9 protein-coding genes are annotated in these 8,835 nt (G+C 45.8%); 3 read left to right on the forward strand and 6 right to left on the reverse strand.

Annotated features, from left to right (window positions below; all coding sequences use genetic code 11):
* The first annotated feature begins 110 nt into the window (after window positions 1–110).
* Window positions 111–1,814 (forward strand): methyl-accepting chemotaxis protein, encoded by a 1,704-nt coding sequence (locus tag E0496_RS33340; RefSeq protein ID WP_141506216.1) that lies wholly within the window; start codon window positions 111–113, stop codon window positions 1,812–1,814.
* Window positions 1,815–1,905: 91 nt separating this feature from the next.
* On the opposite strand, the gene E0496_RS33345 is transcribed toward E0496_RS33340, so the two are convergent.
* Both E0496_RS33345 and E0496_RS33350 read right to left on the reverse strand, forming a co-directional pair.
* Window positions 1,906–2,949, reverse strand: a complete 1,044-nt coding sequence (locus tag E0496_RS33345) for a Gfo/Idh/MocA family protein (protein ID WP_141506217.1) — start codon at window positions 2,947–2,949, stop codon at window positions 1,906–1,908.
* A 31-nt stretch (window positions 2,950–2,980) separates the two neighbouring features.
* Complete coding sequence (locus E0496_RS33350; protein ID WP_141506218.1) at window positions 2,981–3,868, reverse strand: sugar phosphate isomerase/epimerase family protein; 888 nt, start codon at window positions 3,866–3,868, stop codon at window positions 2,981–2,983.
* A gap of 126 nt (window positions 3,869–3,994) precedes the next feature.
* On the opposite strand from E0496_RS33350, the gene E0496_RS33355 reads away from it, so the two are divergent.
* Both E0496_RS33355 and E0496_RS33360 read left to right on the forward strand, forming a co-directional pair.
* Entirely contained in the window at window positions 3,995–4,882 is an 888-nt protein-coding gene (locus E0496_RS33355) for a helix-turn-helix transcriptional regulator (RefSeq protein WP_141506219.1), read from the forward strand.
* Between the two features lie 154 nt (window positions 4,883–5,036).
* Window positions 5,037–5,957 (forward strand): DUF4358 domain-containing protein, encoded by a 921-nt coding sequence (locus E0496_RS33360; RefSeq protein ID WP_141506220.1) that lies wholly within the window; start codon window positions 5,037–5,039, stop codon window positions 5,955–5,957.
* Between the two features lie 196 nt (window positions 5,958–6,153).
* Here the strand turns inward: E0496_RS33360 and E0496_RS33365 are convergent, their stop codons facing one another.
* The 4 genes from E0496_RS33365 to istB form a co-directional block, all read right to left on the reverse strand.
* The gene (locus E0496_RS33365) at window positions 6,154–6,906 is read right to left on the reverse strand and encodes a hypothetical protein (RefSeq protein WP_141506221.1); all 753 of its coding nucleotides are present in this window, start codon (window positions 6,904–6,906) and stop codon (window positions 6,154–6,156) included.
* A gap of 28 nt (window positions 6,907–6,934) precedes the next feature.
* Complete coding sequence (locus tag E0496_RS33370) at window positions 6,935–7,456, reverse strand: SMI1/KNR4 family protein (RefSeq protein WP_141506222.1); 522 nt, start codon at window positions 7,454–7,456, stop codon at window positions 6,935–6,937.
* 383 nt (window positions 7,457–7,839) lie between these two features.
* Window positions 7,840–8,205 (reverse strand): hypothetical protein, encoded by a 366-nt coding sequence (locus E0496_RS33375; protein ID WP_141506223.1) that lies wholly within the window; start codon window positions 8,203–8,205, stop codon window positions 7,840–7,842.
* Window positions 8,206–8,356: 151 nt separating this feature from the next.
* The coding region (istB, locus tag E0496_RS33380) for an IS21-like element helper ATPase IstB (RefSeq protein WP_141506224.1) at window positions 8,357–8,835 on the reverse strand (479 nt) is incomplete at its 5' end.

Genomic DNA, 8,835 nt, shown 5'->3' on the forward strand with positions numbered 1-8,835 from the left:
GTTTTGCGACATAAAACGCATAAATATATGAAATAGCCGAAAAAACTAAAGATTTCAGGACTTTTGTCCCTTAACATTTATAGTAATTATTTCCCAGGGAGGTTTTACACATGACCGTATTCAGCTGGTATCGGAACCAATCTATCCGCAGAAAGCTCATTGTCGCTTTTCTTCTCCTTCTCTTTATGATGGGCGGGGTGAGCGGTACGCAGATGTACGTATTCAACAATGATAGGCATACGTATGATTTCATGCTTGTTTCTACGTTGAAAGCAAACGAGCTGACCGGCTCGCTTTCATCCGATTTCAACTCTGAGGTTGAGCGAATCGTTAATGGCAGGCAATCCTTCAAAGAGAGTCGGCATCCCGCTATCCTTAATCAGTTGGAACTGCGATTGCGCAGCTTGGAGCACGCGGAGATCGCGCCTCTTACGCTAGAGAGATTTGAATCCCTTCATAAAACGGTAAGTTCGCTGCATACGCAATTAAACAAACTAAATATGCAAATTCAATCCAAAGCGACTGTCGATGAGCAGAAATCCACTTATGAATCCATCGTTCAGATTACAAGCCTAGTCGAGCAAGATTTACAACAGCTTGTTCACACAAAGCTAATCGTCAATGCAGCTGAGAAAGATCGGATTGCTGCTCGTTTCAAGCAAAATATGCTTATATTTACAGCTGTTTTTGCAGCCGTTATTGGCGCCTCGCTCGCTATTGCCTGGCTAATCTCGAATGAAATCGCAATCCCGATTCGCAGATTAAGTTTGAATGTAGCTCAATTGGCAGCAGGAAACTTATCGGTAAATGCCGTGCATAGCAGCAGCCGTGATGAAATCGGAAAGCTTTGCGATTCCTTTAACCTCATGTTTGCCACTCTGAGAACCATCATTGACAGAGTCCGTGAAACCAATCGGCAGGTAGTCACTTCCTCCCATCACATGGACGTTGGGCTAGGCGATAATAAGCAATCTGGAAAAGCAATAGCCGCAGCAACACAAAAGGTTTCTCAAGCATTAAATGAGCATGATGAATATGTACAAATGTCGGTGAGGGAATTTGATGAGCTCGTGCGTCTTTTCCAGACGATTACAACCAATTCGTATCATATCAACACGCAGGCTGTTCATTCCGTTCACATTGCCAAAGAAGGAAACGAACAGCTTGAGCAGTTTATGGCACAATTCACCCTGCTCACCACAACCGTTTCTCATGTCGACCAAGACGCCAAACAGCTGCACCTTCTTGCCAAAGAAATGGAAGCGATGCTGCATCAGATTCGGCAAATTTCTAACGAGACCCATATTCTCGCACTCAATGCATCCATTGAAGCACGAAGGGCAGCCGAGCATGGTAGCGGCTTTGCTGTCATTGCTGGCAGAGTCAAACAGCTCGCCGAACAAACCGCCGCCATCTCGACTCAAATCCACGAAAAGATGGGCAGCGTACGCGTTACCGTCAATCTCATTCAAGATCGTATGCAGGAAAGCGTCAAACAGCTGTTTGTAGGCGAGCAGGTAGCCGTTCAAGCACAGCAAGGATACCAATCCATACACGCAGCCAGCTCTTTGGTGCAAGCTGAAATTCAAACGATTACGGAAGAAATGAACCACGGCGGCGAACGCATGGAGCGCATCCATATGCTCGTTAAACAAGTAGAGCTGCGCGCTGATCGCATCAAGCAGGATATGGACGACATCTCCGCTATGGAACAGGAGCAGGTAGCTGCTCTTGAACAGGTGGCAGCCTCCTCCAATCTCTTAACGAAGCAAGTGAAAGAGCTAAACCACACCGTTTCCCTTTTTAGTGAGTAAGTGAGTCCGTATTCAGTAATATTTAATATATGTAAAAAGAGGACGTCCCGGCAGCAAGCTGCACCTGGACGTCCTCTTTGGGTTGCTATTTCTACTCTGCCTTCATAAAGTCAGCAATCTGTACTTTTTGTCCCGACTTTGCGCTTTCCAGCGCAGCCAGCACCATCGCCATGCTGTAAATGTTATCGCTGCAAGCTGTTTCCGGCTCGCGGCCTTCCTCAAGCGCTGCGAACATATCATCCAGGCAGCCTTTGTGGAACGTATTCGCCATTTCTGGAAGCTCTGTTTCTACACGCTCGTAGTCACGAATGAATTTGCCAGTTTGGTCACCAGCAGCAACAACCTCGGCATAGGGATTGCCATGACCGTCCCATATCGCCGTCCCGCGCTCGCCAGTTACCCGCCAAGCAGCTTCCCATGAGGTTGTTGCCCCCTCCGCGCACCAGGAACCGCGGTAATTAAAGACGGAGCCGTCCGACATCTCATAAATACAGATGGCCATCGCATTACCGGCGTACCATGAGCCGGGAGGATTGTATTCGTGGCAATACACGGATACGGGATTAGCCCCGGAAATAAATCTTGCCTGATCAAAAGTATGAATCGCCATATCCAGCAGAAGCGGGCTCTCCATCGCGTCACGGAACCCCCCGAAATGAGCGCCTAAGAAAAAGTCCGCTCCGACAAATCCCGGCTTTCCGATCGTATCATTCGCAATCAGCTCGCGGAAAGCTCGGATACGCGGATCGAATCTGCGATTTTGCATGACAGCATGCGTCCGGCCCGTTTCCTCCGCCATTCGTACAATCGCATTACAATCGCTCATCGTTTCTGCAAGCGGCTTCTCGCCAAACACGTGACAGCCAAGCTCCAAGGCAGAGGTGCTGATTGCATAGTGACTCGCCGGAATCGTTACGTCAAACACCATCGTTGCCCCAGTTTCCTTAATGGCCTGTCTAAGGTCTGTAAAGGTAGGACAGGTTAATTCCTTGCGTTCCGCCATGGCCTGCGCAAATTCTTCTTTAATATCAACAAGCCCGACAATTTCTGTATCCGGTCTTTCCTTGGCATAATCGACCCATGTATTGGCCATGCCGCCGCAGCCGGCGACGACTACTCGATGCTTGATCGTCATCCTTCTCACTCCTCGTTTTCACATTTAGTCTTTAGACAGGGTTAGGAACAAAATCTCCGCCTCGGCAGCGCTTCAAATAATTCAAAGCATGAACCTGTCCGGTCATTTCCAGCTCGTCCTTGTAGACCGGATCATGCCAGCCTTCGATATCAATGGTGCCTTTATAGTTGTTTTGTCTTAAAATCGTGATAATATCCGACCAGTTGGTATCGCCAAACCCCGGTGTGCGGTGCCAGACAAACGGCTGCTTGCCGTGAACACCATGCTCCTTGATAATATCCCATGCAATCGTCGCATCTTTACCGTGCACATGAAATACTTTGCTCGCCCATTTGCGAAGCTGCGGAATCGGATCAATCAAGCTGACCATCTGATGGCAAGGTTCCCACTCCAGGCCGATATTGTCCTCCGGCACCGCGTTGAACATAAGCTCCCAAGCTGTAGGATTATGCGCAATGTTCCAATCTCCTGTCTGCCAAGTGCCGCCCATATCACAATTTTCAAAAGCGATCCGCACCCCTTTATCGGTAGCTCTGCGCGTAAGCTCCCCGAACACTTCCTTGAATTTAGGAATCGACTCGTCAATCGATTGATCCGTCAACCGCCCAGTGAAACCGGATACAATATCAGCCCCAAATAAATGGGCATGGTCGATTAGGCGTTCCCAGCTCGCCAGCGTGTCGGCATTATTGCCTTCGCCAGTAAGCGGATTTCCGAATATGCTTACGGCCGGAACAACAAAATCATGCTCCTCTGCAAGCGCCTTTACCCGCTTGGCCATATCCACAAGATCCGTGTCGCCCGTCGTCTGCCAGAAAGTTAGGTTAAACGATTCGAAGCCATGCCCTACGATTTGTGGAATGACATGGTCCGCATTCCCTCCGCCTACAAGCGTTCCGATTCGCAATTGTTGATTCATCCTTGTATATCACTCCAATATTGGCTTATAGTGTTCTTAACAACTCCATTATAGCTAGGAGTTATGCATATGACTCTATACAATCTTGCGCAATACTAGTCTAATCTTGTGGTGGTGAAGCACGGAATGACCTATCCGAGGGAGCTCTGGGAAAATACCCGGCTTGAGCATAAAACGTATCCGTTTCAACTGTTTAGAAACCGCTGTCATGAGGCTAAGCCTAATGACTGCATTCTTTATCTTCATTGGCATGAGCATTTTGAGATCATCGTCATGCGGGAAGGCAGCGCCATGTTCCATATCGACAGCCGCCCTTATCTTGTGCGAACCGGCGATGTGCTCATTATCCCAGGCGGAGGCCTGCACGTAGGCTATGCCCTTAATCATGAAAATGTTTATTATGACTGCGTCGTCTTGAACGCTTCTCTCTTCAATGACTGGGTCCATGATCCCGTTCATGCCCAGTTTGTTGCGCCTTATCTAGAAGGGCGGCTTCACTTTCCGGTTATGCCCGCTGAACAGGATGAAGCGTGCGCGAGCTACTATCCGCTTCTCGACGAAGCGATTGTAGAGCTAGATGCCAAACCGCCCGCCTACCAGCTCGTCGTAAAATCCAAGCTGCACGCGTTCTTCACCTTGCTCTCCCGTACCTTTATGCAGCAGCAGCTCGCAGGCAAATCGGCGGAGCCTTATTTTGTCAACCGAGACCGCTTCAAGCAGCTCATTCAGCGCATTGAGTCGGATTTTGCCGAGAAGCTATCCATTACGCAAGCAGCCAAGCAAGTAAGCCTAAATCCCTATCATTTTTGCAAGCTGTTCAAAAAACTGACCGGTCGCACGTTCGTTGAATATGTCAACGTCAGCCGGATGAATGAAGCCGAACGGCTGCTTCGCGAGAGCAGCCAGACGATTACCGAGATTGCAGCCATGGTCGGCTGCGAGAATCCGAACTATTTTACAAAACTGTACAAGCAATATAAAGGCATGACGCCCTCTCAAACACGGAAGACCTAAAACCGGATAATAACTAGGACAAACAGACTATTTTCGAGAAATAAGCCGATTTTCGTATTTATTTCGTGCGAAGTATAGGATAATTAATTGGAAAGCAACATTCCATCCTAGGAATACGTCTAGTTTTGCAACTATGTTTAGAGGAGAATCATGAATGTTTATGTCTATAAATAAATATATTTCCTTTGCCTTGCTTGCCATCGCGCTCACGGTTATTGCGGCTGGATGCAGCAACGGAAAAAGCGAAGTAGCCGCAGGAGGTAACCCGTCCAGCGCTACGAACAGCGTTTCTCCAACCGATGCGCCTGTGGAATCCGCTGCAACGGATGAACCGGAGATTTCGGAAGAGCCCGCTGTCACTGCTGAACCTCTAGCCACCGAGGCGCCCGCTGCCACAGTGAAGCCTGATGAAACCACAGCACCGGCAGAGAAACCAGATCAGGCGGGAGAAGCTACAGCCAAACCATCAAAAAAGCCTAAACCGACACCAACGATAAAACCGACAGCGACGGCGAAGCCTACCAAGCCGCCGGTTATCGTACTGCCATCATCAAAGCCAACTGCAACAGCAAAGCCTACATCCAAACCAACTGCAACGCCTCAACCGTCTATTTTGCCGCTTGCGACTCCATCGCCTTCGCCAAAGCCGACGACGAAGCCTGATTCCGAAAATCCGTCAAATGAAGTTACGGTAGCCGATATCGCGGCTAAGCTTGCAAGCGACGCAGGACTAGGGCCTCTGCAAACCGTTGAAGGCGAGCAAGTCAAAGACATCTATGGCATTGACGAGGAAGCGCTGCTGGTCGACGGCATCTTTAAGCAGCCGCAAATGATGATCCAAGCTGGCGAGTTTTCGATCGTGCAGATGAAATCGGACAAAAACTTTGCAGACGTCGAAGCAGGCTTCAAGAAGCGTGCCGAAGCCGTGCAAAAGGCATTCGAGTCCTATTTGCAGGACCAATACGAGCAAGCTCAAAACTATCAAATCATCCGAAACGGAGATTTTGTTCTCTTCTCCATTACGCCTGACCAGAAGAAAACGGCAGAGATCTTCAACAGCTTTTTCAAGAAATAAGCCTCTCTCTGGTCAAGCCCCCATATTGTAGCCAATGAAATTCTGAACTAATTAAAATAAAGCGGCAGACCCATTTCTGGTCTGCCGCTTTATAGTTTATCTATTTTGTTCCGTCAGATCAAGCATCCTTCCTGTATTGAGCATTTTAACTACCTCTAAGATTTGTATTTGGCCTTTAATTCGCACTTAAGGCATGTTATTCCACATAGCACTCACCGTTCCGGCAACCATAGCTATAAGTATCTCCTGAGTCGACGTATCTAATATCTCTTTTCTCAAAATCAGAAGGAGCCGTCGCTGCAAGCCTTTCCTTAAGTATATAGGCTATTTCATGACTCAACTCGTTCTCCCCTGTGCCACCGATTGCAAAGCCTGATGGACCTTGATAAGCCGTTATGTTCCATTTGCTGCCGTCGCTTCTTTGAGCTTGAATCACATAATCAAAGGCGTTTTCGGAGTTTACCGTTGCTTGAGTAGGATCACCGAACAACGTAATCAAACTCCCCCGATATTTCGCAATCTCTTTCAGATCCGTAGTTACACTTAATAGTTTCGATGTTCCATTGCTGTAACTTAGATCATTCATTTTGGAAAAAGTAACGTCGGTAATTTGGGAAGCAGATGCTTTCACACCATTTTCAATGGATTCTAACTCACCGTTTAAAATATATTTTCTCGTAATTTCTCCCGTTACGGTATCCACATGATATCCTGCTTCAGACTGATTATTGCTTCCGTTCCATACTCCAACCATGACATGGCCTCTCTCGTCATATCCACTCACTTCAATAATAAGATCTTTATTATCTAGGCACCATGCCGAGCAATCTGCTTTCACCACCTGGATCACCGCTTCGTCCGAGAGCGTTTTTTGCACCCTCAACGTACATGAAGCAAGAAAGAGTACACCTACCAGAGCGATGAGCAGCTTAATATTACTTTTTCTCATCAAGCACCCTCGTTTCTATCCCTTAGCATCATTCTGATAACAAACTAGTTGAAAAGTCGTCTTCAATATTATCGTAAGCATCTCCTAGTGATTCAAAATCCTCTTTAAGCCAGTACCATCGTTCACCGTTATTTTGTATCAGCTGAAATAGAAATTCAGTAAAAGACCTCGCTACTACATGGCACTCTCCCACAACGCCATGTCGATCCCAAAAACTATCGTAGCATTTCCCTAATCGCTTTGGATGTAAATCAATTGAAATGTAGTCGCCATTTCCGTCATGACCAACTATAAACCAATCAGATGATATGTCTTCTTCAACTAGCTCTCCCACAATAACAGGGTTTGATAAGACGAACTCATTAGGCGGGACGATTTGGAAGTGATACTTTTTATTTTCAAATAGCAGAACGCCTCCACAAAGCTCATAAAATCGTATTAAATCTGGAGGAAGCTTATGCCCTACCGTTCTTGGCAAACCTAATGATGAACTAACTCTGCAGTTAGGTAAGCTTGCAATCATACTTAATAATTCCTCTATGTCCTTCAGGTTGCTTCACTCCTCTCTTAGATCACACTATCGTTCTCCGTTAACGTAATGGAATTTTGGTTAATATCTTCGAAATGCCCCGGCCTATTATGACATTACCTGTAGCCTTTTTTTATATGAACCCTATCAAACTTTATAAATTGACCACGCCTGATTAATGACAGAAAGAGCAGCTGCCGCGACGGTCAGCTGCTCTTTGATACTCTGTTGATCGGATCACCAGGTTTATGCTGCGTATGATTCTCATGCCAAAAATTTTAGCAGCCCGAAGCTAAGTATTCATCCAAGTTTGTAAAAATCCCTTTATTTTCAACCCGGATTGATCTCCAAGAATTATAAACTCTCGCAGCTTCTCTGTGTTTAGGGCAATTTCTATTCTTCCGTCATGCGGGTAATTTCCCATTCCCCATTTTTTTAGGATTGTATTGAATGGTTTGGATTTCATGTTTTCTAATTTGGAAATTACTCTTGTTTAAATATAAAAATGCTTCGCTTTGAAAATCGATACCGTTTAACTTATTCAAGTATTTTTTATCGATATAGACAGTGGGATCATACAAGTTGCCCTTTACAGTAAAAATATGAGCGGGATGGCTTTTATCCGTAGGCTCTGAGGAAATAATGCCATGCACTTTTGCCCCACAGATCATATTTTCAAACACAGAAATAAGAAATGTTCGGTTTAAAATCAATGAATAATACTCCATTGCAATAAAATGATAGTTACTATTTGGCAAAGCTTCATTCAATCCGTTCATACTCCTTCCCATTTATTCTCATAACTCAATAATATCGTTATAAATTAGACGTTGATTGTTAATTAATTCTGTATCCAGATGAAAATGCCTGTAAATGTCAACATAAACATGTACACTTTTGCTTGTTTAAGGATGTACAAAATCACTTGTCCTCTTGAACGAAATGATCCTTCAATCGGTACGATTCGCCTACAATAGTTACGACAGTTGCATGGTGCAAGATACGATCTAGGATGGCATTAGCGAGCTTGGGCTCTCGAAATACTTCATCCCATGCTCGAAAGTTAACATTAGTCGTGAAGATGGTGCTACGCTTCTCATAACGCATATCAATGAGCTGGAAGAATAGCTTGGCATCCTCTGGTTCAATGGGAAGATAACCAATCTCATCTATGATCAGCAGCTTGTACTTCGTGTAGTGTTTCAACCTTGCTTCTAGCCGGTTCTCAAGCATGGCACGCTTGAGGTTTTGAATGAGATCGTGACACTTGATAAAGTACGTGCTTGTTCTTTTCTTTGCTGCAGCGATTCCTATCGACGTAGCTAAATGTGTTTTTCCTACACCACTTGGGCCTAAGAATACAATATTTTCATTGCCCTCTATGAAGCGTAAGCTAGCAA

The organism is Paenibacillus luteus, from assembly GCF_006542765.1.
Lineage (GTDB): Bacteria > Bacillota > Bacilli > Paenibacillales > Paenibacillaceae > Pristimantibacillus > Pristimantibacillus luteus.